Below are 26,547 nucleotides of genomic sequence, written 5' to 3'. Positions count from 1 at the left end.
AAGGACTGGTGATCACAATGAGAATGGTTGATATCATCACAAAAAAACAAAATGGAGAAGAATTGACAACAGAAGAAATTCAATTTTTCATTAAAGGCTACACCGACGGCAGCATTCCTGACTATCAAGCGAGCGCTCTGGCGATGGCCATCTATTTTCAGGACATGACGGACAGAGAGCGGGCCGATCTCACGATGGCGATGGTCAACTCAGGCGAAACGATCGACCTTTCCGCGATTGAAGGTATCAAGGTCGACAAACACTCAACAGGAGGCGTCGGCGACACGACGACGCTCGTACTTGCACCGCTTGTCGCGGCTCTCGACGTACCCGTCGCCAAAATGTCGGGACGCGGCCTCGGACACACAGGGGGAACAATTGACAAGCTCGAAGCGATCAAAGGGTTTCACGTGGAACTTTCCAAAGATGAATTCATCGAGCTCGTCAACCGCGACAAGGTCGCCGTTATCGGCCAAAGCGGAAACTTGACGCCTGCTGACAAAAAACTGTACGCCCTTCGCGATGTGACAGGCACGGTCAATTCGATCCCGCTGATTGCCAGCTCGATCATGAGCAAGAAAATCGCCGCAGGGGCGGATGCGATTGTCCTTGACGTCAAAACGGGCGCCGGCGCATTTATGAAAACCGATGAAGATGCAGTCAACCTTGCAAAAGCAATGGTCCGCATCGGAAACAATGTCGGCCGCCAAACGATGGCCGTCATCTCCGACATGTCCCAGCCGCTGGGGTTTGCCATCGGAAATGCGCTTGAAGTGAAAGAGGCGATTGATACATTAAAAGGCGAAGGTCCTGAAGACTTGACTGAGCTTGTCTTAACATTGGGCAGCCAAATGGTCGTTCTCGCCAAAAAAGCGGAGACCCTTGACGAAGCAAGAGAGAAACTGATCGACGTGATGAAAAACGGAAAAGCGCTGCAAAAATTCAAAGACTTCCTGCAGAATCAAGGCGGCGACAGCTCTGTCGCGGATAACCCAGAAAAGCTGCCTCAGGCTGCCTATAAAATCGACGTTCCTGCCAAAGAAGCGGGTGTCGTGTCTGAAATCGTCGCCGATCAAATCGGCGTTGCGGCCATGCTGCTGGGCGCCGGCCGCGCAACAAAAGAAGACAAAATCGACCTCGCCGTCGGCATCATGCTCCGCAAAAAAGTCGGCGACGCAGTCGAAAAAGGCGAACCATTGGTTACCCTATACGCAAACCGCGAAAATGTCGATGACGTCATCGCAAAAGTCTACGACAACATCCAAATCGCGGAAACAGCCGAAGCACCGAAGCTTGTGCATACGGTGATTACGGAATAGAGGAACATGCAAAACAGCACATACCTTTGGGTGTGTGCTGTTTTTTTGATGTCACGGAATTTGAGAAAAGGTCATTTGAACTAAGTCCAGGACGCTATTTTAAATAACATCGTTTGTATCTTGAATTGATCGATTCAAGAAAATCCAAGAAAACCAAGTCCATTATCCTATTTACCTATTTTGGATGATATTGTAATATGAAAAAGGTCTGATTTACAAGAACGTTAGATTCTCCCGTAAAGCAACAATATACCTAACCGAAATACAGTGGAATAAGCGAATAGTAACGTGCGGATTTTTATTTTCTGAAAAATGAGGTGAACCCGATATGTCTAACCATGCTGCTAAAATCTCTTCTTTGGAAAAAGATATTTCTTCTTTATCTCACAATATAAAGGATACCCAAAGCAAAATCGCTGAACTGAAAAAAGCAAAAACAGCTATTACCGGTGAACTTCACACCCTTTCAAACAATGCCACTCTCATCAATCAGCCAGATATTACATCACATATATGGAATGGCAGACATACAAAGCAATTTATCAATATTAGATCAAACATTGCACACAGCTATCAAAATATACAGAGAGAAACAGATGGTCTGATTTCGCATATTGAGCAAGAGATTGAAAATCTTGAAATGCAAATTTCTAATATGGAGATGTTTCTAAGTATACAAAAACAACAGCTTACAGATATAAAAAAACAAGTCAATCATTGAGGTGAAATAATGGCAGAAATAAAGGTAAAAGCAGAAGAAGTCAAAACGGTGTTTTCAAGCCTTCAGACAAAAATCAGCGCACTTTCGATATCAGGTTCAAAAGCCGATATCTCTAATTCTTCAATGGATGTAGTGAACAAAATAAAAAAAATCGAAAAGGAATACGAGCAACTACTAAAAAAATACAAGGAGGCGCTATCATCAGTTGAAAAGGACGCATGGTCAAACATTAAAGTCTTGATTGATACTGATAAAAACATCTCTCAAAAAATGAAATAAGGAGGGCTGGTTTTCTCTTGAAAGTTTTAGATGTTTCTGAAGTCATTGACGCGATTGACCAATTGATTAAGGAAAAAAAGCAGGAGGAAAAAGAGATCAACGCCATAAGGGAAAGTGTACAAAAAATTGCAGAGCTTGATGATGCATTAAAAGGAGAAGGCGGAAATGCGATCAAAGAACACTTTTCTGTTCTTCATCTTCCCGTGCTGCTTTATTTTCAGCACTTTATAGATCAATACATACAGAATTTAAAAGACATTAAAGCAAAAATCAGAACTTATGAATCAACAGAGGGTTTTGTAAAAGAAGAATTTCTGACGCATGACGTCAAAAAGGGCTTAACAGAACTGAAACGTCAAACGAATGATACGGTTGATTCGATTAATGACGAAGTTGATAAAATCAGCCACTTAATTGGGGGCGGATCTATCTCTTTGGCATCATTTAATGAGCATATTTCCGAAGCCAAAAAACATGTGAACAACACGGTGTCTGATTTAAAAGAGCTTGATCGCGATGCTAATTCTATATTAAAACAATCGTCAAATTCGATCGCTCAGCTATCCAAGCTCACTGAAAAGGTGAACACTTGGTCAAAGGGAGGCGCGATCTTATCTAAAAAAACGATTAAAGAGGTTGAAAACTACTTTTCTGAAACAGATGTCGTTAAACAAATGATTGACGAAGCCGTTGATTTAGCAGAAAAACAAGACGATCCGACAATGATGGGCAGAATCGCTGAATGGCTTGATTTAATCGGAACAGGAAACGGCGCGTTGGCCGTAACAAAAGGCGTCATAGCCGTGAATGTACTGGCGACGAAAATGCTTGAGCTTGAAAAAGACGGAAAAGGAAACTTCCGTGTGAAAGCCTCTCCGAAATGGACGCAAGGAGCTAACGGAAAATACGATTCCAAGGTGGCTCAGTTTGTTTACAACATCCTGAAAAAAGGCGATCCAAACTCAAGCAAACCAATAAAAAAATGGCTCGGCAAATTTCAAAATAAACCAAGCGGCCTTTTGAGAAAGATTGTTGGATTGGGGCCTAACACAACAAGGATCTCCTACAAGAAAATTTTGGAGAGCCAAAGTTTCCTAAAGCATAAGCCAGAGGAACTGAAGAGTTATAAGACTAAGGTTGATGTGAAAGGGACTGTTGGGAAGTTTAAGGATGAAGCTAGTATTACAAAACTCGCCAAAAAAATACCTTATGCTGGAACAATATTCTCCTTGACTACAAATGGAGCTGAGTTTTTTAGTGATGATAATAAAGATAAATCTTGGTTCGAAAAATTTGGCCGATTTTCAGCAGGGATTGGAATGGATGCTGGAGTTGGAGCGTTGACCGCTAGCGGAGCTGGACTGGGTTCATTAGTATGTCCAGGTCCTGGCACCCTTATTGGAGGAGCAATTGGAGCTGGTATTGGTATAACTGGATCCATAATTGCGGGAGATCAAGTAAAAGAATGGGGAGAAGATGCTGCAGGTTGGATAGAAGATAAAGGTAAGGAAGCTGGTGAATGGTTAAGTCAAAAGGCCTCTGAAACTACAGATACAATTTCAGACGGACTCTCAGGTGCAAAGGAATTTGTCACTAGCTGGTTCAGGTAATAAGGAGGAGTATAATGTTAGACTCTAAAATTATATTAACAACAAATGAACTCGTTGCCGCATTTTTATTGTGTAGGTATGAAAAAGCTGCTGAAGATATTATCAATGATCAGCAGTTGATTCAAGATGAAAAAGATATTGAGCCATTTTCAATTCAAGCCGAAAATCTTTTAAAACAAAGAGGATATTGGGCTGATGGCACAGAATCTAATTTACAAAAAGGGTTAGAAAACCTGATTCACTTACTCATTCAATCAAAGCGAAAAGTTCGTTGTATCCATCGGAAAAGGGTGCTGATTGTACACCATGTTCAAAAAGATGAACTCATTGTGCAGGAGATCGAAAATCAAAATCATAGTTTTTCGATTTTAAGAAGCAGAGAGTCGTTTTTAGAAATGTTGAAAACATTTTATCATTCATATACAGATAAAAAACCAGAACATGAAATTTTTGAAATGGATGAAGATTCATTTGATGAGTTTCACGAGGTTGAAGCTGACGTTATTAAAAGAATGGCGGAAGACCCGAAAACGCATCCGACTATAAGTCAATTTTCCTTTGACTTTTTAGCAAACAACCAAGAGCTCGATAATATTTCTTTTGTAGAAAGTGACTATATTCAAAATCAAACAAGATTAGATCAAGTTGCTTTTTTATTAAGAAGTGATAATTTCATTTGGCATTTAGATTATGAAAATATTAAAAAAACTGGCTCGCTATATCTTCTACCAGTGGCAGTCGACGAATATTTTGGGAAAATAGTGGATACAATGAATGAATTTTATGATTTATAGTAGAAAGGATTTCTATTTATGTTCTCTTTTAAAAAAAGCCGATTCTTTTGGCTGAGAAGCAATGTTATTCTAATATTGTTAACTGCTCTATTGTTGTTGAATAAACCTTATTGGGAAAAAAACGCCAATGTTATGTTTTTTATGTTTGTTTGCATTGCTGAGCTGTTTATCATTTTACTTGCATTGGTATATGGTTTTCAAACAAAAAAGACAATTGCGCGCCCTCCTTCAAGAGCTATAAGAAAGACCAATATCCCAATAGGTATATTTGTTTTTTCTATTTTTAGTTTATTTTTTGGATTTGCGATGTCAGGGGATATACCGTATCCCAATTCTGCGCTTATCATATATTTAACAATTAACATGGTGTTTGCATTTGTTTCTTTGTTTGTACCAACATTAATCATTAAGCTATATGAAGTCAACGTATATGACGAATCAAATGGGCTGATCACCGACTTTTTTCGATATGTAGCCATTCTGGTTTCCTCTTTAAATTACGAAGTCCAAATCGTTTTAGCCCGCCTCCCTTTTGTATTACAGCGTCTACTGGGCGTCATTTTCATCGCTGTTTTGCTGTGGGAGCTTACTATGATCGGATTAATTTTTGAAAACAATTGATACTGTAGGGTGTTTCTTAGGGTTGCACTGATTGCAGCCTCTTTGTCATGTCTTTTTGAAATCAGTCATGATTAGCGTATAATCACATTCATAACACCGTCATCCACTGGAAATCATATGACCAAAAGGAGTTCATTCATGAGCAAAGCCAGTTTTAGAGACTATGCATTAAGCGGCGATATTACGAAAGCGCTCGATCACTTAGGATATAAGGAGCCGACTGCGGTGCAGAGCGAAGTGATTCCCGCGGTGCTTAAAAAGCGGGATGTTGTGGTGAAATCGCGGACGGGGAGCGGGAAGACGGCCGCGTTCGGAATTCCGCTTTGCGAGCTGACCGAATGGGAAGAGAACAAACCACAAGCCTTGGTTTTGACACCGACGCGCGAGCTTGCCGCTCAGGTTAAGGAGGATTTGACGAACATCGGCCGCTATAAAAGAATAAAAGCAGCGGCTGTTTACGGGAAGTCATCCTTTGAACGGCAAAAAACGGAGCTCAAGCAAAAATGCCATATCGTTGTCGGGCCGCCGGGCCGCGTATTGGATCACATTGAAAAAGGAACCCTTCCATTAGAAAAACTGAAATACCTTGTCATCGATGAGGCCGATGAAATGCTGAATATGGGATTTATCGATCAAGTGGGAGCAATCATCCGCCATTTGCCTGAAGAACGGCTGACAATGCTGTTTTCAGCAACTTTTCCGGAGGATGTGGAGCATCTATCCCTTCAATATATGAAAGACCCTTTGAAAATCGAGATTAAAGCAGGCGGTACGACAACCGCAGACATCGAGCATCAACTGATCATTGTAAACGAAAATGATCCATTTTCGCTTTTAGTGGATCTGTTCATTGTTGAAAACCCGGACAGCTGCATCGTCTTTTGCCGCACACAGGAGCAAGTGAATGAGTTGCAGTGGCGCCTATCCGTTTTGGGTTATCCGTGCGAGAAAATTCACGGCGGCATGCCTCAGGAGGATCGTTTTGCCGTGATGAACCGTTTCAGACGGGGAGCGTTCCGCTATTTAATCGCGACAGATGTGGCGGCAAGAGGCATCGACATTGAGAACATCACACATGTCATCAACTATGAGCTGCCATTAGATCAAGAAAGCTATGTGCATCGTACCGGAAGAACAGGCCGAGCCGGCAGCCGGGGAAAAGCGATTACTCTTGCCAGTGCGCGTGAAAAGAGGATGATTGCTGACATTGAAGACTATATCGGTTTTCATATTCCTATTATTGAGGAGCCGTCAAAAGAAGAAATTGCACGGGCAAAAGCGGCGTTTCAAAAGAAAATCAATAGGAAGCCGGAGCTTAAACAGGACAAGAGCGAATCGTTAAATAAGGAAATCATGAGGCTCTACTTTAACGGGGGAAAAAAGAAGAAGCTTAGAGCTGTTGATTTCGTCGGAACGATTGCTAAAATTGACGGCGTCTCCGCCGAGGATATCGGGATTATCACGATCCAGGAGCAAGGTTCATTCGTTGAAATTTTAAACGGCAAAGGTCCGCTCGTCTTAGATGCGATGAAAAACACGACAGTGAAAGGGAAATTGCTGAAAGTGCATAAAGCGAGGAAATAATCTTAGGCTGCCGATTTTGTCGGGAGCTTTTTTGCTCGTAATAAACCTTGGATAAGCAGCATATGATGGATTGTCAAAAAATGAAAGCGTTTTAAAAGAGAGGAGAACAAATGAATATGAGAAAGTGTTTCATCCAAGTCCTTGCATTGCTTTTCATCATTGCTGCATGTTTCGCGCCAAACCAAGCCTCTGCACAAACTCAAAAACCTGTTTTTTCAGAAGTGACGGTACATGATCCATCGATTATTAAAGCGAATGGCACGTACTATGTCTTCGGCTCCCATTTAGCTTCGGCCAAATCGACGGACCTGATGAATTGGACGCAAATTTCCTCGAGTGTCCACGACGGCAATCCTCTGATTCCGAACGTCTATGAAGAATTAAAAGAAACCTTTGAATGGGCTGAATCTGATACGTTGTGGGCACCTGATGTCACCCAGCTTGAGGACGGCAAGTTTTATATGTATTACAACGCCTGCCGCGGGGATTCTCCGAGATCCGCCCTCGGGCTTGCTGTCGCAGACGACATTGAAGGTCCATACAAAAATAAAGGCATTTTTCTGAAGTCGGGAATGGATGGGATCAGCAATGACGGGACGCCTTATGACGCGACAAAGCACCCAAATGTCGTCGATCCCCACACATTCTTTGATCAAAACGGAAAGCTGTGGATGGTGTACGGCTCCTATTCCGGCGGAATTTTTATTTTAGAAATGGACAAGAAAACCGGATTTCCGCTTCCGGGACAGGGATACGGCAAAAAGCTGATCGGCGGCAACCACAGCCGTATTGAAGGCGCATATATTCTCTACCATCCTGAAACACAGTATTACTACCTGTACATGTCCTTCGGGGGGCTTGCCGCTGACGGCGGGTACAACATTCGCGTCGCCCGCTCCAAAAACCCTGACGGCCCTTATTATGATGCAGAAGGCCACGCGATGATTGACGTCCGCGGCAAAGAAGGAACGCTTTTTGACGATCGTTCAATCGAACCGTACGGCGTCAAACTGATGGGAAATTTCTCATTTAACAATAAAAACGGCTATGTGTCGCCGGGCCATAACTCTGCCTTTTACGATGAAAAAAGCGGTAAATCATATTTAATCTTCCACACCCGCTTCCCGGGACGGGGCGAGGAGCACGAAGTCCGCGTCCACCAATTGCTGATGAACAAACAAGGCTGGCCGGTTGTCGCCCCTCACCGCTATGCCGGAGAGAAGCTTGAAAAGGTGAAAAAGTCAGATGTGATTGGCGATTACGAATTGGTGAGGCACGGCAAAGACATCTCCGCAGATATTAAAGAATCGAAAGAAATCCGCTTGAATCAAAATGGCAAAATAACAGGCGCAGTAGCCGGAACGTGGAAGAACACGGGGCATAACAAAATAGAACTCAAGATCGACGGAAAAACCTACGATGGCGTGTTTTTGCGTCAGTGGGATGCGGCTTCTGAGCGTAAGGTGATGACGTTTAGTGCGTTGTCTCGTGAGGGAGATGCGGTTTGGGGGAGTAGTTTAAAAAGAGCGGAATTTTAAAAGGAATTTCATCTCTAAAAGCACATTCCTGATTAAAGGTATGTGCTTTTTAAATGATTTAGATCAAATGGTTGTTTTAATATGGAAATTCAGGATGGATTATACGATAATACATATATGGTCTTTTTTACTACATAAGTTGTTCGTGAGATTCTATGAAGAAAAATCAACAAGGGGTGTTGATAAAATGGGTTTTAAAAGGAGTTTTAAAATAATGCCTGGTGTCAAACTTAATATAAATAAAAAAAGTGTTGGGATGACTTTAGGGGGCAAAAATGGCAGGATAACTTATAATACTTCTGGCAAAGTAACAACAAGTGCAAAAATCCCCGGTACAGGTCTATCTTATAGTTCCAGTAAATCTATTTCTTCATCACAAAAACAAAGTCACTTGAATAATAACAATTATTCAAATAATTTAGAGCTTAATGCTTACCTCAATCATTTAACTTCATTTCATACGAGATTAACGAGCAGGCAAATAAATTGGGAAGAAATTAAAAAAGAGTCACCGCCAGAGATTAATGTAGCTCAATTAAAAAGTGATTTAAATAATTATAAACCCAATTTCTTTGAGAGAATTCTTAGATTAGATAAAACAAAAATTGAAAAGTTAAATAAAGAAATTACTGATGCAGAAACTAAATATAAGAAAGAATATGATGAGTGGGTAAAGCAACAAAAATTTGTGAAAATTATTGATGACAAAAACAGTGTTGCTTATAGTGAAATTTTAGAAGATATTATTAAGATTGAAGATACTATAGGAAAAATAAAAGAGATTATTTCGAATGAAAATAGTGAAGTTTTATTGAATCTATTAGTGGACACATCAATTTTACCGAATCAAGAAGAATACATCTCTTCTGCTGGGAACTTGTTAACTAAAAAGCTAACCAAAACAAAATATTATCAAAACCAATTAAACTTTATTGCCAGTCTTTCTATAGGTTTAGCAAAAGTAATCTTTCAAATAATTCCTGTTGAGACTGTATCGATTAATGTTTTAGAAAAAAGAATTGATACAGTGGATGGACATGAGAAAACAATGACTATCTTTGGCGTTAAATTTAAAAAAGAGCAGTTCATGGCTTTAAATATTAATTACATTAAACCAATTGATACTCTTCAACTCTTTGAAACTAGTTTGGATTTTAAAAAGACTAAGGGTCTCCAACTGTAGAAGGTATACACCTTTAATTTTGATACGAGGTAGATGAAATGAGTCTTATTTTATTAATCATTTTATTAATTATTATTGCATGTATAGTAAAGTTTGGATCTAACTTTGTTCTTGATAAATTTATATTTCCTTCTATCAAATACATGAGTAAGGAGAGCTTTAAAAAGTTTAGAAAGTTTGTTGAACAAAAAAATACCTTATTAATTTATAAAAAGACATTGAGAGCTAGTGAGTACTTTTTTATTTTATTAATGATTATCTTTATTGCCGTAAGTTTATTTTGTGTTTTATCACCAAGCAACTCTCTTCTCAATTTTTTATTTTTTGGATTACTAGCTTTCTTTCTTTTTTGTACTATCTTTATAGGGGATTTTAATTTAAATATTAAAAAAGAATTAGAAAAAAATCAAAAAGAATACGAGAGTTTAATTGAAAATACTATCTCTAAAGTGAATAGAAATAGTTATATTTTTGATAGATTAAAAGTGTTTTTTGGAAAAACAGGAATGAGTCTGTATTTTCATTGTTTATTTTTAATTTTAATTTTAACTTTTTTAACCGAAGTTAACAGTATACCTTATAGTATTTTTTATTTATTTTTATTGACCCTACCTCTAACGTTAGCAAGTTGGATTTACTTTTCAACTTTCAATACGGAAGAACAAAATATTAGAAGGATTATTGGGTACCTGTTATTGTTGATTATAACCATTTCAAAAAGTTTTTCCGATTTTAAAATTGTAATAGGGTTAGAGGTTGCTGATTCTGCTAATGACTATATCATGTTCTTAATCCTTACGGTATTTACAGCTATAGATCGACTTTTAAAAAGTATAGTTGATGATTATACTAAATTTAAAGAAAAAAGAAAAATTGTTGAATGAATTTATGTGCCGGGATGAAAACCCCGGCTTTTTTCTATAACCCCTTTCATTTTGACGAATCTTTTCCAATTCGATAACATAAAAATAGTTCACGAAGTGTAATATCAAACAAAAAGGATGAAGCGCAATGTGTACAAGTATCACGTTGACGACTGCGGGCCGGGAGCATTTATTGGCGAGGACGATGGATTTTGATTTTGAGCTTAACGGGGAGGTGCTGTTGCATCCGCGTCGCTACAAATGGAAAAGTGAAGCGGACGGCAGCGAGCATGCCGGCCGGTATGCGTTTATCGGGATGGGCAGAAGGCTCAAGAATGCTCTGTTTGCCGATGGTGTGAATGAAAAAGGATTGTCTTGCGCGGCGCTTTATTTCCCGGGCTATGCTGTGTATGAAAACGAAGCAAAAGAGCAAAGCCGCAATCTTGCGCCGCACGAATTCGTGACATGGGTGCTGTCGGAATGCGGCGATTTGGAGGATGTGAAAAAAGCGGCTGTTTCCTTAAACATTGTTGAGAGAGAGGTCAGCTTGCTGAGTACGGTGACGCCGCTGCATTGGCTATTAACGGACCGCTCCGGGGCAAGCGTCGTTGTTGAACCGACGGCAGACGGCATTCAAATTCATGATAATCCGGTCGGCGTGCTGACGAACAGTCCGGATTTCCCTTGGCATTTGACCAATTTGCGCAACTTTATCGGTCTTCAGCCGGGACAGTTTGCCGCGAAAAAAATGGGAGGCCTGACGCTGTCGGCTTTTGGTCAAGGTTCCGGGCTGTCCGGATTGCCAGGAGATTTTACGCCGCCATCCCGCTTTGTCAGGGCTGCATTTTTGAAAGAGCACATGAAGCCTGTGTCCGATGAAACAGAAGGCGTCTCTGCCGCGTTTCATGTCCTCTCCAATATGAATATTCCTAAAGGGGTTGTTATGACTGATCAAGGCGAAGACGATTACACCCAATATACGGCGGTAATGTGCAGCGAGACGTGCAGCTACTATTTTCACCATTATCAAAACAGGCAGATTCAAAAGGTTTGCTTATTACAGGAAGACCTGGACAGCAACGAATTAAAGGCGTTTCAGCCAAAGCAGGAAGAGACGGTTCATTCTCTTCAATCATAAACGAAAGAAGGAGCAACATTGCAAAACAAAGCAGCAGACAGACTCATTTTATTAGGCATCAGTTTACATAGCATATATTGGTTGTTCATTTTATTTTTGTTTTTTCATTTCAAACATCAGCTTGACGCTTATGCTGTTTGGAATCCAAATGTCACGGACGGATATATGGAGGCTGGAACTTTCGTAGCTGCGCTGAAATTGATGCTCTACTCAGGCACATTATTTAATTTGGGCCTCTTGTTCATTTTGGGCTTGCTGATAGTGATATTAGCACAGTCGATCATTTTTATTGCCTTGGAAATCGCCGCTTACGTAAAAATCAAAAAAGATCCGTTTTCTCCATGGGGATCTTTTATTTTAGCGATGGGCATTAAAAACATTTTCACGAACTTATCAGGGATTCCGTTTATGGCTGCCGGATTCATTCTTCATAAGCAGCAGGAACCGAAAGAAGCAGTTGTAGAGCCGGCGGCGCGAAGGAAAGCAAGGCGAAACCCTGCATTGCTTATGAAAAAGGCGGCGAAAGCTAGAAAACGAAGAAATGAAGGTATAAAGTCTTAGTTTTTAGTTTTCATGTATTCTATTTTTTATGAGACATTTGTAATGAAAGCGTTGACATGAACAAAAACGGGTGCTAAAGTATAGTTACAAACTAATATCAGCAAGTTTCTTAAGGATTGTTACTGCTTTTGCAGGCAAAACCTAAGTTGCGTACAGCTTTCTGGGGCATTGTCCCGTTTAAGCCGGCGTAATTTAGGTTTTTTTTATACCCAAAATAAGGAGGTGATGTGAGATTTCGAGGATTCTTTCGGCAGCAGGCCAATAAAAAAAGCCGGGTGAAGGCGGCCACCTTCAGTCCGGCAGATTCCCCCAAAGAGGAGGTACTCATATGGATTATAATAAAGTATCGAAGGACATTTTACAACTCGTGGGCGGTGAAGAGAACGTACAGAGCGTGATTCACTGCATGACAAGACTGCGTTTCAATCTTTATGACAATGCGAAGGCAGACCGCGCGAAACTGGAAAGTCTTCCGGCTGTAATGGGCACCAACATCAGCGGCCAGCAGTTTCAAATCATCATTGGAAATGATGTCCCTAAGGTGTATAAAGCGATCATTGCCAACAGCGGGCTCAGCGATGAAAAAGCGGGCGAGCAGCAAGCTGGCAAAAAGAAAAACGTGCTGTCCGCCATTTTTGATGTGATATCAGGCGTATTTACGCCGATTCTCCCGGCGATCGCCGGAGCGGGTATGATCAAGGGGATCATTGCAATCGCCGTCACGTTCGGCTGGATGAGCGAAACTAGCCAGGTCCACACCATTTTATCCGCCATCGGCGACGGAGCATTTTACTTCCTGCCGATTTTGCTGGCGGTCAGTGCCGCGAGAAAATTCGGCAGTAATCCTTATGTTGCGGCGGCGATCGGAGCGGCGATTCTGCATCCCGATCTGACAGCGCTTCTCGGTTCAGGGAAAAGCATTTCCTTTGTCGGATTGCCTGTAACCGCTGCCACTTATTCGTCGACCGTCATTCCGATCCTGCTCGCGATTTGGATTGCATCTTACGTTGAGAAATGGATTGACAAAGTCACCCCGACTTCGTTGAAGATGATTTTTGTACCGACGCTGACGCTGCTGGTTGTCGTGCCTGTCACATTAATTACGGTCGGTCCGCTCGGTGCGATTGCAGGGAACTATCTGTCAATCGGTGTGAACGGTTTATTTGAAAATGCCGGTTTAATCACGATGATCCTTTTAGCAGGAACGTTCTCGCTGATCGTCATGACAGGAATGCACTATGCTTTCATTCCGGTTATGTTCAACAACATTACGCAAAACGGCTACGATTACTTGATACCTGCGATGTTCTTGGCGAATATGGGGCAGGCTGGCGCGTCATTTGCCGTCTTCCTGCGATCCAGAAATAAGAAATTCAAATCATTGTCGCTGACGACAAGCATCACGGCTTTGATGGGGATTACAGAGCCGGCGATGTACGGTGTCAACATGAGGCTGAAAAAGCCGTTTGTATCCGCGCTTCTCGGCGCCGCTGTCGGAGGAGCATTTTACGGCATCACCGGCGTAGCAGCATATATTATTGGCGGAAACGTCGGTTTGCCGGGAATTACGACGTTTATCGGCCCGACTTTTATACAGGCAATGATCGGTATCGTCATCGCGTTCTTTGCCGCAACGGCGTTTGCTTTTGTATTGGGGTTTGAAGACATTCCTTCAGATGAAGCCGCTGAACAAGGAGCCGCTCCATCTGAAGCGGGCGCGGGAGAGATCATTCAAAGCCCGCTGAAAGGCGAAGTCAAAGCATTGAGTGAAGTGGATGATGCGACATTTTCTGGAGAAGTCATGGGAAAAGGCGTCGCCATTGAGCCTGAAGAAGGCAAAGTGGTGTCGCCGGTATCAGGCACGATCACAACCGTTTTTCAAACGAAGCACGCCCTCGGCATTACAAGCGACAATGGGGCGGAAATTATTATCCATATCGGAATCGACACGGTGAAATTGAACGGCGAGCACTTTACCGTGCATGTCAATAAAGGCGACGCTGTAAAACCGGGAGACGAGCTTGTCTCATTTGATATGGATGCGATTAAGGATGCAGGCTATCAGTTGATCACGCCGGTTATCATCACAAATACGGACCGGTACCAGTCGATCAAACCTTTGAAATCAGATGAAAGCGTTGACATTGAGGAAGCGCTGATCGCGCTGGCGTAGAAAGAGGAAAGCCTGACAAATTTGGATGAGGTGAAATGATATGACTGAACAAACGAAAAAGTTTCCTGAAGGTTTTTTATGGGGCGGAGCGGTTGCCGCAAACCAAGTGGAAGGCGCCTATAATGTCGGCGGGAAAGGACTCTCGACAGCCGATGTGTCGCCGAACGGCGTCATGTATCCATTCGATGAGTCGATGGAGTCATTGAACCTGTATCATGAAGGCATCGATTTTTACCACCGCTACAAAGAAGATATCGCTCTTTTCGCCGAAATGGGATTTAAAGCATTCCGGACATCGATTGCCTGGACGCGGATTTTTCCTAACGGCGATGAAACTGAACCGAATGAAGAGGGACTCGAATTTTATGATCGCCTCTTTGACGAGCTATTAAAATACAATATTGAGCCAGTGGTGACGATTTCCCACTACGAAATGCCGCTCGGTCTGATTAAAAAATACGGCGGCTGGAAAAACCGGAAAGTGATCGATTGCTATGAGCATTATGCGAAAACGGTTTTCACCCGCTATAAAGAAAAAGTAAAATACTGGATGACATTCAATGAAATCAACATGGTTCTGCATGCGCCGTTTACAGGCGGAGGCCTTGTGTTTGAAGAAGGCGAAAACAAGTTAAATGCGATGTACCAAGCGGCGCATCATCTATTTGTCGCAAGCGCTCTTGCCGTTAAAGCGGGGCACGACATCATTCCGGACGCTAAAATCGGCTGCATGATCGCCGCAACGACGACATACCCGATGACGCCAAAGCCGGAAGACGTGCTCGCTGCGATGGAGAATGAGAGAAGAACGCTGTTTTTCTCGGATGTACAGGCGCGCGGGGCTTATCCGGGCTATATGAAGCGCTTCTTTAAGGAAAACGGAATTACGATTGAAATGGCTGAAGGTGATGAAGACATCTTAAAGGAAAACACCGTCGACTATATCGGTTTCAGCTACTACATGTCAATGGTCGCAAGCACGAGTCCGGAAGACTTGGCAAAAACGGAAGGCAACCTGCTCGGCGGCGTCAAAAATCCGTACCTTGAATCGTCCGAATGGGGCTGGCAGATCGATCCTAAAGGGATCCGCATTACGCTGAATACATTGTACGACCGCTATCAAAAGCCGCTTTTCATTGTTGAAAACGGGCTCGGCGCCGTCGATGTCGTCGAAGAAGACGGCTCCATCCAGGATGACTACAGAATCAACTATTTGCGCGATCATTTAAAAGAAGTAAGAGAAGCCATTGCAGACGGCGTCGACTTAATCGGCTACACATCATGGGGCCCGATCGACCTGGTCAGCGCATCCACCGCCGAAATGAAAAAGCGCTACGGCTATATTTACGTCGATCGTGACAATGAAGGAAAAGGCACGCTTTCAAGAACGAGAAAGAAAAGCTTTTACTGGTATAAGAAAGTAATCGAAACGAATGGCGAGAGTTTGTGATATACAGAATGGCTGTCCTTTACAGGACGGCCCTTTTTTTTCTCTGTAGCGCGTGAAAACAATTTGCTATACACTTGATTTAGAAAATAGAAAAAAGCGCGGTGAGGCAAATGTTTAAACTGCTGTTGATAGAAGATGATGAATCGCTGTTTCAAGAAATAAAAGAGCGGTTAACCGGGTGGTCATACGAGGTATACGGCATCAACGATTTCAGCGAAGTGATGCAGGAGTTTGCGGCGATTAAGCCAGACTGCGTCATCATCGATATTCAGCTGCCTAAATATGACGGGTTTCATTGGTGCCGGCAGATCCGCTCCCGTTCCAACGTTCCGATTCTCTTTTTATCTTCGCGCGATCATCCTGCTGATATGGTCATGTCCATGCAGTTCGGAGCGGATGATTATATTCAGAAGCCGTTTCATTTTGACGTGCTGATTGCCAAGATCCAGGCGATTTTCCGTCGCGTCTACGACTATAATACAGAGCCTGAGATTCTTAAAAAAACGTGGTGCGGTGCAACCGTTGATCCCGAACAAAACCGCGTCAGCAATAAGGCGGGGGCGATCGAACTGACAAGGAATGAAATGTTCATTTTAAAACAATTGATCGACCAAAAAAACAAAATTGTCAGCAGGGAAGAATTGATGAGAAGCCTATGGAACGATGAACGCTTTGTCAGCGATAACACGCTGACAGTCAACGTAAACCGCTTAAGAAAAAAACTCGATGCCTTGAACTTGGGGCAATATATCGAGACGAAGGTCGGCCAGGGCTATATGGCGAAAGAAGAAGGATGATGAGAATGCTGAAAGCGTTTTTGACCGAGAGGCGAAGCTGGATCGCCATATTTGTTTTGCAGCAGATCCTCTTTCTGTTTATCGCTTATGTCGATGCATCCATTCCTTTTACGTCGATTTTGTATATGACCTATTTGTCCTCGTTTATTTTTATCGTTTTTGTAATTGTCCGCTTTCGGAAGGAAACGAAGTTTTATAAAAGTCTTGAAGAATGGGACCACAATCTCGATGTGACAAACATTCGAGAGGCGGAAACCCCTTTTGAAACGATGATTGAAAAAAGCATAGCCGAACAAACGAAACAGTTAAAGCAAGAGGCGGCACAGCATCGCCTGGCATTGGAGAATGAAAAAGATGAGCTCATGGCCTGGATACATGAAGTCAAAACGCCGCTTACCGCCATGCATTTGATCATGGAGACGATTGAGGATCAATCTTTAAAAGCGAGGCTTGCGTACGAATGGCTGCGCATCCACCTGCTGCTCGACCGCCAGCTCCATCAAAAGCGGATGTCATTTATCGAAAATGACTTGTCCCTTGAAGTCCTAGAGCTTAAACCTATGATCTTTAAAGAAATAAAAGATTTGCAATCATGGTGCATTCCAAAAGGGATCGGGTTTGATATACAGCTGGAGGCGGGGGAAGTGCTCAGCGATGCGAAGTGGCTGTCTTTTATCATTAGGCAGCTGCTGACAAACGCGGTGAAATACAGCGAAGCATCCGATGTTTTGATTAAAAGCTATGAGCAGGATGGCAAAGTGCATCTCGCTGTTCAAGACTTTGGACGGGGCATCGATCCAAAAGATATGCCGCGCGTGTTTGACAAAGGCTTTACATCAACAACGGAGCATCATGATCAGGCCGCCACGGGAATGGGGCTGTACTTGGCAAAAAAAGCGGCAAAGCCGCTCCTGATTCATATCGAGGTTGATTCTAAACCGGGAACGGGTACAACCTTTACGCTGATTTTTCCAATGCGGAATGAATTTTCCCGTGTGCTGGGCGTGTGACAAAAATGTCACACGCTTTTCTTTTTTGTTCGCTTAATCGAAGGAAAACGGCTGCCTTCCTTTCTATAATAAAAATATCCAGTAAAAAGGAGATTTTAAAATGATGATTTTAGAAGCGAAAAAAATACGAAAAAGCTATGGAAATAAGCACAATAAACACGAAGTGTTAAAGGGAATCGACCTTCAGATTCAAAAGGGGGAATTTGTCAGTATTATGGGCCCGTCTGGTTCAGGCAAAACAACATTGCTCAATGTTCTGTCCTCTATTGACCAGGTGAGCGGCGGAACGATTAACATCAACCAAGCTGAGATGACGAATATGAAGGAAAAACAGCTTGCCGAGTTCAGGAAGCAGCATTTAGGATTTATCTTCCAAGAATACAATTTGCTCGATACGCTGACAGTGAAAGAAAATATCCTTCTGCCGCTGTCGATTACGAAAATATCAAAAAAAGAAGCCGGTCAAAAGTTTGAGGAAGTCGCGAAAGAATTAGGCATCTTCGAGCTGAAGGATAAATATCCGAATGAAATTTCCGGGGGGCAAAAACAGCGCACATCAGCAGCCAGGGCGTTTATTCATGAGCCGAGCATTATTTTCGCTGACGAACCGACCGGTGCGCTTGATTCGAAATCCGCATCAGACTTGTTAAACAAGCTGAGCCAATTAAATCAAAAGCGCCGGGCCACAATCGTTATGGTTACCCATGATCCCGTCGCCGCGAGCTTCTGCAGCAGAGTGGTTTTCATTAAAGACGGACAAATTTATACGCAGCTGAATAAAGGCGGACAGGACAGGCAGATGTTCTTCCAGGACATCATGAAGACGCAAGGCGTGTTAGGCGGGGTTCAGCATGAGCATTAATCAGCTGATCATCCGCAACCTGAAAAAAAATATACGGAACTATTACCTTTATGTGTTTGCGTTGATCTTCAGCGCAGCGCTTTATTTTGCGTTTGTTACGCTCCAGTATGATCCAGCGATCAATGAAGTGAAGGCATCGATAAAAGGCGCAGCGGCTTTGAAGGCAGCTTCCATTCTCCTTGTGGCAGTAGTAGCGGTGTTTGTTTTGTATGCCAATACGATATTTATCAAAAGACGAAGCAAAGAAATCGGTTTATTCCAATTAATCGGCATGAGGAAGCAAAAAATCTTCCGCATCTTAAGCTTGGAAAATGTCATGCTGTATTTCGGCTCTTTGGTCATTGGGGTGTTTGCCGGGTTTTCGATCTCAAAGCTCGTGCTCATGATTTTGTTTAAAATTGTAGATGTTCAAGCCGAAGCCAAATTGAATTTTTCCGTCGAAGCGCTTGTGCAAACCGTCATTGTATTCTGCGGCATCTACCTTCTCGTAATGGTGATGAATTATGCGTTTATCAAAAAGCAGAGCATTTTATCTTTATTTAAAGTGACATCAGCTACGGAGGATAAGGTAAAGAGAATATCCGTTTTCCAAATGATCATCGGCTTATTGGGCATCTTGTTTATTTTATCCGGATACTATGTATCCACTGAGCTTTTCAGCGGAAAATTCAAGACCGTAGATGAGCTGTTTTATGCGATGAGCTTTATTCTCGGAACCGTCATCATCGGAACGTACCTCTTCTATAAAGGATCGGTCAGCTTTGTCTCCAACATCATCCGCAAAAGCAAAGGAGGCTACTTGAATATTTATGAAGTGCTGTCCCTTTCATCGATCATGTTCCGGATGAAATCAAACGCCCTATTATTAACAATCATTACCACCGTTTCGGCGCTGGCGATCGGATTGTTATCCTTGAGCTATATTTCGTACTATTCTGCAGAGAAAACCGCCGAACAAAACGTGGCGGCTGATTTCGCCATGACAAATCAAAAGGATGCAAAGCGTTTTGAACAACTTTTGGACGAAAATAACATTTCCTACAGCAAAAAAGAAATTCATGTCATTCAAGCGGTTTTTAATCTGGAACAAATTGTCGATGGAGATCCTGAAAATATGGCTGGAGACCCGGGGAAATTGCCCCTCGCCGTGGTCAGCGATGCAGAGATTGCCGGGATGGACGTGCCAAAAGGAGACGTCATTTTTTCAGGATATACCGACCTTCTCCAGAAATTTATGGCTTTAAAAGAGACCGGTGCCGTTAAGGTAAAGAGCAGGCATGAGACAATCCCATTAAACTATTTAGGCTTGAAAAAAGAGTCTCTTTTATCCTTCAACTTTACCAGCGGCGGATTGCCTGTTGCCGTTGTAGATGATGCGCTGTTTAAACGTCTTAGCCAAGACAAAGATCCAAAGCTGCAGCAGAAGCCGAGCCTTTTTTACGGAATCAATTTAAAACATGAAGATCAGCTTCAGCAGGCAAATGAGCTGTTTGCAACAGTGAATCAAAACGATCAGCATTTATCGCTCCTTGATGCAAGCACAGCTCAAAAATCGCTTTTCGGCCTTGCCATGTTTATTGTAGGCTTTTTAGGACTAACGTTTCTGATCACTTCAGGATGCATCCTATATTTTAAACAAATGGACGAAAGCGAAGATGAGAAACCGAATTACACGATTTTGAGAAAACTCGGTTTCACACGGAACGATCTGTTGAAGGGGATACGAATCAAACAAATCTACAACTTCGGCATTCCATTAGTTATCGGCCTGTCTCACAGCTACTTCGCCGTCCAGTCCGGCTGGTTCCTATTCGGGGCAGAGCTGTGGACGCCGATGATCATCGTGATGGTGCTGTACACCGTCCTGTACTCTATTTTCGGCTTGCTTTCCGTTCTTTACGGCAAGAAAGTGATCAAGTCGGCGCTGTAGCTGAGTCATGTGGAATCTCGCGTCGCTTGAATGAAAACGATGACCCTATATGGAGAAAAACTCCTTTACCATATTGAACATCATCCGCCGGTTATTTTCAGAAAAGCATAATCAAAAGCCCATCGGACTCATCCGATGGGCTTCCTCATTTTCTACAGCTCAACCTTGTAGAGCGTTTGCCGCTGTCCGCCGCCTGGGCCGCCTCTTGCACCCTGCTGTGCGAAGCTGTCTGTACTGCTGTATTGGTCAGACGAAATTTCGGTTCCGTTTTCTTTGATCCAGGAGACGAGCTCGCTGTTGCCTGAGTTTTCACTAATCAGGAAGTATTTTACTCTTCCTTTTTTGATGAGGTTTTTCAGTTCACTGACCGACAGGATCGGGTCTGTGCCGTTGAAGCCTCCGAGCGCCATGACATTTTCGTCGGCATTGATGATATACGTGGCTGCGGTTACCGTTGTCAATGTCGCGAAAAGGTACTCTTCGCCGGTATTATTTTCCCGGAGGTATGTGAGCAGTCCTGTGTCCACGTCCGAGCTGAACATTCCGCCTCCGTTGGAGCTTTGCAGCTGAGGCCCTGATTCAGGAAGAACGCTGTTCCCTCCGTAAAGGATCGGTGTTGCCGACCAATAGACCGGTGTCAAAAGAAGCACGCACAAGCTGATGATGGTGAGCTGCTTTCCGAATGGATGGCGTCGCTTCAGCATTAGTAAGGCGATGGTGACACCCAGCCCCAGGATTCCCATGACATACATCCAAGCGCTGCCGATTTGGTTTGTATAAGCGCTTAAAATGTACACTTGGAATGCTGCTGTCGTGAGAACGGCTGCCGGCAGCAGATAGCTTGCCCAGTCTTTATGATTGTTGTAAAGGCCGTACATCGCGTACCATCCGATTCCTGACAGAGCGGCGATCGGCGGCGCCATCATAATCAAGTAGTAGTGGTGGAAGAATCCGGCGATGCTGAAGAACCCGGCGACAGGAACGAGCCATGCAGACCAAAAGATCGTTTCTTTCATTTCGCCTGCTTTTTCGCGGCGGCCGCGAAACCAGGTGATGATCGTGCCGAGCAGTCCTAATAATGCAAATGGGAGCATCCAGCTGATTTGGCCCGATAAAGCCGATTGGAAGAGCCTCAGCGGTCCTGCGTCACCGGTGCCGAACATGTTCATGCTTTGTCCGCCGCCTTGACCTCCGCCTGGGCCGCCATTGCCTCCGGGACCGCCGTTGCCTCCGCCCGGTCCGCCTCCGGCTGGCTGCTGGCTGCCGCCGTTTGCCCCTTGAGAACTGCCGTCTGCCGAACCGCCCGCACCCGGCGGCTGCATCGCGCCGTTTTGTCCATTGGAGCCGCCGGACGAACGGTTTCCGTTCTGAGCTTGCGCATTGCCGTTCGGCTGCTGCATGTCTCCTCCAAAGCCGTTCATATCGCCGCGGGCGTTGCCCGTCGTCTGGCCGAGAAGCCGCTCAGTGCCGTTGTAGCCGAAAGCCAGTTCAAGCACAGAGTTGGTTTGGCTGCTTCCGACATACGGGCGGCTGTCGGCTGATGTATAGTCGACCGCAAGCGCCCAAGAAAGCGAAATGCCGGTGAGGACAATAAGCGATAAAACCGCTGAAACGATTTTTTTCTTCCAATTCGCATGGGCCGCAATGAGATAAAACAGCAAGAACGCGGGAAGCACCATGAATGCCTGAAACATCTTCATATTGAATCCGAGGCCGATGAGACCGAATGCAGCGAGAAGCCAGATCAGCCTGCCTTGTTTGACCGCCTTCATCAGGCACCATGTACCAAGTAGGAGCGTGAAGACGAGCATGCTGTCGATATTATTCGTTCGGCTTACGGCGACCGCGATCGGCGTCAGCGCCATCACCAGCGCTGAAATGCGGGCGGCGCCTTTTCCGAATTTCGGCTTTATCAGTGCGTAAAGCAGATAGATGGAACCCGCCCCTGCAAGCGCCTGCGGCAAAATCACACTCCACGTATGCACGCCGAAGATTTTCGCAAATATAGTCTGAATCCATAAAACGACAGGCGGTTTATCTACTGATACGAATCCGGAAGAGTCGAATGACGCGAAGAAGAAATTGTGGAAGCTTTGCGTCATGCTTTTGACTGCTGCCAAGTAATACTGGTTGGCGGCATCGTCCAGCCAAATGTTATATGTATTCAGAATAAGAGCTGCCAACAAAATTAGAACCAGAATGACATCAAGTTGTTTGTTTTTTATTTTCATCATCACTTTCACCTCTTTATGTTCCCTATTCTAGAAGAAAAATATGAACAAGCTATGAATAAAAAGAGAACAATCTATTTTTGTTTGAATGGAAAAAAATAAATATTTTTTGGAAAAAGGTGTGTACATTTTCATTTTTGCGCTGTATACTGTACTACAACAGAAATATAAAACATAAAACTGTTCTATAAAAAGGAGGTTATACAAATGAGCTTGAAAAGTCCGATGGAATTTTTCAGAACGCTTCCGAAAAAAACGTGCCCTGAATGCGGCGAAAAGATGGAGGAGCAGGCTGAATCTTACTTCATGGAATGCGAGCGCTGTCTTGCCAAAAAAGGCGAGTAGGCAAACTGTTTTATAACAAAGCATGTAAAGGGGTAGGGAGACATGAAAACAGAGGAGAAGAGAATTCATATAACCGGATCGATAAATCCGCATTATGAAGAGATTTTGACAAAAGAAGCGATGGAGTTTATCGGACGTCTTGAACGCCATTTCGGGGGAAGAAGACGGGAATTGCTGCATTTGCGGACGATCAGGCAGGCTGAAATTGATCAAGGGAAGAACCCTTGTTTTTTGGCGGAAACGAAGCACATCCGCGAGGCGGACTGGACAGTCGCGCCGCTCCCCCGGGATTTGGAGGACCGCAGGGTTGAAATCACTGGCCCGGTCGACAGAAAAATGGTCATCAACGCTTTAAATTCAGGAGCGAAAGTCTTTATGGCCGACTTTGAAGATGCGAACTCGCCGACGTGGAAAAACTGCATTGAAGGCCAGGTTAATTTGCGGGATGCGGTCCGCGGGACGATTTCTTTTACGAATGAACAGGGCAAACGCTATGAGCTGAAAGAGAACCCCGCCGTTATCATGGTCAGGCCGAGGGGATGGCACTTGGAAGAAAAGCATGTGCTGATCGGCGGCAGGCCCGTGTCAGCAAGCCTGTTCGATTTTGGTCTTTATTTTTTCCATAACGCAAAAGAGCTGATCAAAAAAGGAAGCGGCCCTTATTTCTACCTTCCAAAAATCGAAAACCACCTGGAAGCAAGGCTGTGGAACGACGTATTTGTTTATGCGCAAAACGACTTGCGCATTCCGCAGGGCACGATTAAAGCGACGGTTCTCGTTGAAACGATCCTGGCGGCCTTTGAAATGGATGAAATCCTCTACGAATTGAAGGAACATTCAGCCGGGCTTAACTGCGGCAGGTGGGATTATATTTTCAGCTTTATTAAGAAATTCAGGAACAGGGATGAAGTCATTCTTCCAGATCGCTCAGCCGTGACGATGACAGTTCCCAACATGAGAGCCTACTCCCTCTTGGCGATTCAAACGTGTCATAAACGCAACGTCCATGCGATTGGGGGAATGGCGGCGCAAATTCCCGCTAAAGACAAACCTGAGATCAATGAAGCCGCATTTGCCAAAATCCGCGAAGATAAGGAACGTGAAGTAAAAGACGGCCATGACGGAACATGGATCGCGCATCCCGGCATGATTCAAACGGCGCTCGATGTATTCAATCAGCATATGCCGTCGGCGAACCAGATTCATAGAAAGCGGAAAGACGTAAAGGTCGAGGAAAAAGACTTGCTGGAAGTACCGAAAGGCAGAATTACAGAAGCAGGCGTCCGTACCAATATCAGCGCCGGCATCCGCTATTTAGCTTCATGGCTGTCGGGCAGAGGCGCCGCTCCGATCGACCACTTAATGGAGGACGCTGCAACGGCGGAGATTTCCAGAGCCCAGCTGTGGCAATGGATTCGCCATCCGAAAGGAGTTCTTGACGATGGCCGGAAAGTCACCGCGGAAATGGTCAAGATGATGAAAGAGAAAGAAATGCAGAAAATCATCGATGAAGCAGGCGTGGAACATTTTCGGAGCGGCCGGTTTGAAGAGGCCGGACAGTTATTTGAACAGCTGATTTTGGATGATGAATTCGCGGAGTTTCTAACGATACCGGCTTATGAAAATATATAATGGGGGAATGTGCGATGCTGAAAGAAAAACAACTCGCAGAAAGCTGGGAGCATGATGAACGCTGGAAAGGGATCACAAGGCCGTATGAGGCGGCAGACGTCATTCGGCTGAGGGGCACGCTCGAGATTGAATACACGATTGCAAGGCGCGGCGCCGAAAAGCTGTGGAAGCTTCTCCATACAGAGGATTTCGTCCCGGCGCTGGGCGCTTTGACCGGAAACCAAGCCATGCAGCAAGTAAAGGCCGGATTGAAAGCGATTTATTTAAGCGGCTGGCAGGTGGCTGCCGATGCAAATATGTCAGGGAGCATGTATCCTGACCAAAGCCTTTATCCGGCAAACAGCGTCCCGGAAGTCGTCAAAAAAATCAACCGCACGCTGCAGCGCGCCGATCAAATCCACCATATGGAAGGAAAGGAAGACATCGATTGGTTTGCTCCGATTGTGGCCGACGCTGAAGCGGGCTTCGGCGGGCAGCTGAATGTGTTCGAGCTGATGAAAAGTATGATTGAAGCCGGCGCCGCGGGAGTTCACTTTGAAGACCAGCTGTCGTCTGAGAAAAAGTGCGGGCATTTGGGCGGAAAAGTGCTGCTTCCGACGCAAACAGCGGTACGTAATTTGATTGCCGCGCGCCTCGCCGCAGACGTGATGGGAGTCCCGACCATTCTTATTGCCCGCACGGACGCGAATGCGGCAGACCTGATCACAAGCGACGTCGATTCATATGATGCACCGTTTTTGACGGGAGAGCGAACAGCGGAAGGGTTCTTCAAAACAAAGCCTGGCCTTGATCAGGCGATTGCCAGAGGCTTGGCGTATGCGCCGTATGCCGATTTGATCTGGTGTGAAACGTCTGAGCCGAATATTGAAGAAGCCCGCCGGTTTGCACAGGCGATCCATGAAAAATTCCCGGGCAAACTGCTCGCCTACAACTGTTCCCCTTCGTTCAACTGGAAGGCCAAACTGGATGACAACACGATCTTGAACTTCCAGAAACAGCTCAGTGAAATGGGCTATAAATTTCAATTTGTCACACTGGCGGGCTTCCACGCCTTAAATCACGGCATGTTTGAATTGGCCCGCCAATATAAGCACCGCGGAATGGCGGCGTACTCTGATCTGCAGCAGGCCGAGTTTGCCAGCGAAGTCCACGGCTATACGGCGACAAGGCATCAGCGCGAAGTCGGAACGAGCTACTTTGATGAAGTCGCCCAGGTTGTGACAGGCGGGACTTCATCAACCACTGCACTGAAGGGATCGACTGAAGCGGAACAGTTTCAATCATAAAAACGTGAAAAAGCCGCCCGTCATTGGGCGGCTTGCTTGTTGTCTATCAAGTTAGCAATTGACATCATTGGAAGGGGCGGTAAAAGAGTTTTCCCTAATAACAGTCAGTGTCTGATGATTCCTGTTGTTTGTTTTGGCCGGCCGGTTGTCTTTGCTGAAAGAATAGAACAAATACACGGCCATTGTCAAAATCAAGATAAACATCATCATAAATATCCCCTCCAAATTTTTTGTCTTCACTATATAAGACGAACAAGCCCGGAAAAGGTTTCAGAAAATTTATATTTTTCTACAAATATTTCCGATTGCCGACTTTCTGTATGAAACCCGGCGGTTCTATACAAGAATAAAACTGAAAAACTCAGGTTGACATCATAACCATTGATGTGTAGAGTAAAAGTTAATGTAATAGGAAGTCCACTAGGGGAGCCGTAAGCCGGCTGAGACAAGAAGCGATCTTGGACCCTTTGAACCTGATCTAGTTCATACTAGCGTAGGGAAGTGGAGCCGGTGTCTTAATGATTTCATCATACTAAGGCCGCTCCATTTTGGGGCGGCTTTTTTGCGTATAAAGCCGCTTGCCCCCCTGTGCCTTCCTATAAAACCGATTGCTAAGGAGG

At 44.2% G+C, this 26,547-nt stretch carries 23 protein-coding genes and 1 riboswitch; of the genes, 21 read left to right on the top strand and 2 right to left on the bottom strand.

Annotated elements, in window-relative coordinates; all coding sequences use genetic code 11:
- Positions 1 to 17 precede the first annotated feature (17 nt).
- The 18 genes from TRNA_RS42290 (at position 18) to TRNA_RS42205 (ending at position 20,433) form a co-directional block, all read left to right on the top strand.
- Positions 18 to 1,319, top strand: coding sequence for a pyrimidine-nucleoside phosphorylase (locus TRNA_RS42290; protein ID WP_003177769.1), 1,302 nt, complete (start codon positions 18 to 20; stop codon positions 1,317 to 1,319).
- Between the two features lie 328 nt (positions 1,320 to 1,647).
- Positions 1,648 to 2,040, top strand: coding sequence for a DUF5082 domain-containing protein (locus TRNA_RS42285; RefSeq protein WP_003177767.1), 393 nt, complete (start codon positions 1,648 to 1,650; stop codon positions 2,038 to 2,040).
- Positions 2,041 to 2,049: 9 nt separating this feature from the next.
- The gene (locus tag TRNA_RS42280; protein WP_009329967.1) at positions 2,050 to 2,319 is read left to right on the top strand and encodes a YwqI/YxiC family protein; all 270 of its coding nucleotides are present in this window, start codon (positions 2,050 to 2,052) and stop codon (positions 2,317 to 2,319) included.
- A gap of 17 nt (positions 2,320 to 2,336) precedes the next feature.
- Entirely contained in the window at positions 2,337 to 3,929 is a 1,593-nt protein-coding gene (locus tag TRNA_RS42275) for a ribonuclease YeeF family protein (RefSeq protein WP_003177763.1), read from the top strand.
- A 14-nt stretch (positions 3,930 to 3,943) separates the two neighbouring features.
- The gene (locus TRNA_RS42270; protein WP_003177761.1) at positions 3,944 to 4,723 is read left to right on the top strand and encodes a hypothetical protein; all 780 of its coding nucleotides are present in this window, start codon (positions 3,944 to 3,946) and stop codon (positions 4,721 to 4,723) included.
- Positions 4,724 to 4,741: 18 nt separating this feature from the next.
- Entirely contained in the window at positions 4,742 to 5,344 is a 603-nt protein-coding gene (locus tag TRNA_RS42265; RefSeq protein ID WP_003177759.1) for a hypothetical protein, read from the top strand.
- 138 nt (positions 5,345 to 5,482) lie between these two features.
- A complete protein-coding gene (locus TRNA_RS42260; RefSeq protein WP_003177757.1) occupies positions 5,483 to 6,928 on the top strand; it encodes a DEAD/DEAH box helicase in 1,446 nt (481 codons plus the stop codon).
- A 110-nt stretch (positions 6,929 to 7,038) separates the two neighbouring features.
- On the top strand, positions 7,039 to 8,466 hold the full coding sequence (locus TRNA_RS42255) for a glycoside hydrolase family 43 protein (protein WP_011198450.1): 1,428 nt from the start codon (positions 7,039 to 7,041) through the stop codon (positions 8,464 to 8,466).
- Positions 8,467 to 8,653: 187 nt separating this feature from the next.
- Positions 8,654 to 9,649, top strand: a complete 996-nt coding sequence (locus TRNA_RS42250) for a DUF4236 domain-containing protein (protein WP_011198449.1) — start codon at positions 8,654 to 8,656, stop codon at positions 9,647 to 9,649.
- Between the two features lie 38 nt (positions 9,650 to 9,687).
- Complete coding sequence (locus tag TRNA_RS42245) at positions 9,688 to 10,533, top strand: hypothetical protein (protein WP_011198448.1); 846 nt, start codon at positions 9,688 to 9,690, stop codon at positions 10,531 to 10,533.
- A gap of 127 nt (positions 10,534 to 10,660) precedes the next feature.
- On the top strand, positions 10,661 to 11,650 hold the full coding sequence (locus TRNA_RS42240) for a choloylglycine hydrolase family protein (protein WP_009329961.1): 990 nt from the start codon (positions 10,661 to 10,663) through the stop codon (positions 11,648 to 11,650).
- An 18-nt stretch (positions 11,651 to 11,668) separates the two neighbouring features.
- A complete protein-coding gene (locus tag TRNA_RS42235) occupies positions 11,669 to 12,211 on the top strand; it encodes a hypothetical protein (protein WP_009329959.1) in 543 nt (180 codons plus the stop codon).
- A 328-nt stretch (positions 12,212 to 12,539) separates the two neighbouring features.
- The gene (locus tag TRNA_RS42230; RefSeq protein WP_003177744.1) at positions 12,540 to 14,384 is read left to right on the top strand and encodes a beta-glucoside-specific PTS transporter subunit IIABC; all 1,845 of its coding nucleotides are present in this window, start codon (positions 12,540 to 12,542) and stop codon (positions 14,382 to 14,384) included.
- A gap of 40 nt (positions 14,385 to 14,424) precedes the next feature.
- Positions 14,425 to 15,834: a glycoside hydrolase family 1 protein gene (locus tag TRNA_RS42225; RefSeq protein WP_009329956.1), complete on the top strand. Its 1,410-nt coding sequence runs from the start codon at positions 14,425 to 14,427 to the stop codon at positions 15,832 to 15,834.
- A gap of 110 nt (positions 15,835 to 15,944) precedes the next feature.
- Positions 15,945 to 16,631 carry a response regulator transcription factor gene (locus TRNA_RS42220; protein ID WP_003177739.1) on the top strand — a complete coding sequence of 229 codons (687 nt, stop codon included), beginning with the start codon at positions 15,945 to 15,947 and terminating at the stop codon, positions 16,629 to 16,631.
- 5 nt (positions 16,632 to 16,636) lie between these two features.
- Positions 16,637 to 17,641 (top strand): sensor histidine kinase, encoded by a 1,005-nt coding sequence (locus TRNA_RS42215; RefSeq protein ID WP_003177737.1) that lies wholly within the window; start codon positions 16,637 to 16,639, stop codon positions 17,639 to 17,641.
- Positions 17,642 to 17,741: 100 nt separating this feature from the next.
- A complete protein-coding gene (locus TRNA_RS42210; RefSeq protein WP_003177734.1) occupies positions 17,742 to 18,503 on the top strand; it encodes an ABC transporter ATP-binding protein in 762 nt (253 codons plus the stop codon).
- Positions 18,493 to 20,433, top strand: a complete 1,941-nt coding sequence (locus tag TRNA_RS42205) for an FtsX-like permease family protein (protein ID WP_003177730.1) — start codon at positions 18,493 to 18,495, stop codon at positions 20,431 to 20,433. The genes TRNA_RS42210 and TRNA_RS42205 overlap by 11 nt, the downstream gene beginning before the upstream one ends.
- A gap of 152 nt (positions 20,434 to 20,585) precedes the next feature.
- Here the strand turns inward: TRNA_RS42205 and TRNA_RS42200 are convergent, their stop codons facing one another.
- Entirely contained in the window at positions 20,586 to 22,667 is a 2,082-nt protein-coding gene (locus TRNA_RS42200) for a glycosyltransferase family 39 protein (RefSeq protein ID WP_011201772.1), read from the bottom strand.
- A 204-nt stretch (positions 22,668 to 22,871) separates the two neighbouring features.
- Between TRNA_RS42200 and yhfH the strand changes: the two genes are divergently transcribed.
- The 3 genes from yhfH to aceA are packed head-to-tail and all read left to right on the top strand — an operon-like array spanning position 22,872 to position 25,927.
- On the top strand, positions 22,872 to 23,009 hold the full coding sequence (gene yhfH, locus TRNA_RS43510; RefSeq protein ID WP_003186519.1) for a protein YhfH: 138 nt from the start codon (positions 22,872 to 22,874) through the stop codon (positions 23,007 to 23,009).
- A gap of 42 nt (positions 23,010 to 23,051) precedes the next feature.
- Positions 23,052 to 24,641, top strand: a complete 1,590-nt coding sequence (aceB, locus tag TRNA_RS42195; protein ID WP_003186517.1) for a malate synthase A — start codon at positions 23,052 to 23,054, stop codon at positions 24,639 to 24,641.
- A 14-nt stretch (positions 24,642 to 24,655) separates the two neighbouring features.
- Complete coding sequence (gene aceA / locus TRNA_RS42190) at positions 24,656 to 25,927, top strand: isocitrate lyase (protein WP_003186515.1); 1,272 nt, start codon at positions 24,656 to 24,658, stop codon at positions 25,925 to 25,927.
- 51 nt (positions 25,928 to 25,978) lie between these two features.
- Here aceA and TRNA_RS43995 read toward each other — a convergent pair whose 3' ends face one another.
- Positions 25,979 to 26,137 carry a hypothetical protein gene (locus TRNA_RS43995; RefSeq protein WP_003186513.1) on the bottom strand — a complete coding sequence of 53 codons (159 nt, stop codon included), beginning with the start codon at positions 26,135 to 26,137 and terminating at the stop codon, positions 25,979 to 25,981.
- A gap of 202 nt (positions 26,138 to 26,339) precedes the next feature.
- A riboswitch (TPP riboswitch) is annotated at positions 26,340 to 26,444 on the top strand.
- The last annotated feature ends 103 nt before the right edge of the window (positions 26,445 to 26,547 follow it).

This window comes from Bacillus licheniformis DSM 13 = ATCC 14580 (assembly GCF_000011645.1).
Lineage (GTDB): Bacteria > Bacillota > Bacilli > Bacillales > Bacillaceae > Bacillus > Bacillus licheniformis.
Note: the sequence above shows the minus strand (reverse complement) of the source record. Positions and strands in the feature narration are given on the sequence as shown.